The sequence below is a fragment of the Methylobacterium sp. WL12 genome, from assembly GCF_008039475.1.
In the GTDB taxonomy this organism is placed as follows: domain Bacteria; phylum Pseudomonadota; class Alphaproteobacteria; order Rhizobiales; family Beijerinckiaceae; genus Methylobacterium; species Methylobacterium cerastii.
Map to the genome: position 1 here is coordinate 1 of NZ_VRUW01000266.1, position 250 is coordinate 250.

Genomic DNA, 250 nt, shown 5'->3' on the forward strand with positions numbered 1-250 from the left:
CGCGCAGGGCCATGATCTCGTCGGTCATCGGGGGTCTCTCGGGTTCGGGGTTGGTCGTCGCAACCCGACCCTACCCGGCAACCGCCGATGACCACCCCTCAGCTACACCACCGCCTGGGACACGACCGAGAATGCTCGGCTTCGAAAGGCAATCGCCGATCTCACCCTCGACAAGCTGATCCTGCAGGAGGCGTCCCGGGGAAACTTCTGAGCCCCGCGCGCCGACGCGCCTGTGTCGAGCACATCATGC

Annotated in this window: 1 pseudogene; it reads left to right on the plus strand. The window is 66.0% G+C overall.

The features are described 5' to 3' along the window. Positions 1 to 127 precede the first annotated feature (127 nt). Positions 128 to 250, plus strand: a pseudogene (locus FV226_RS27810) (IS3 family transposase); the annotation flags it as partial.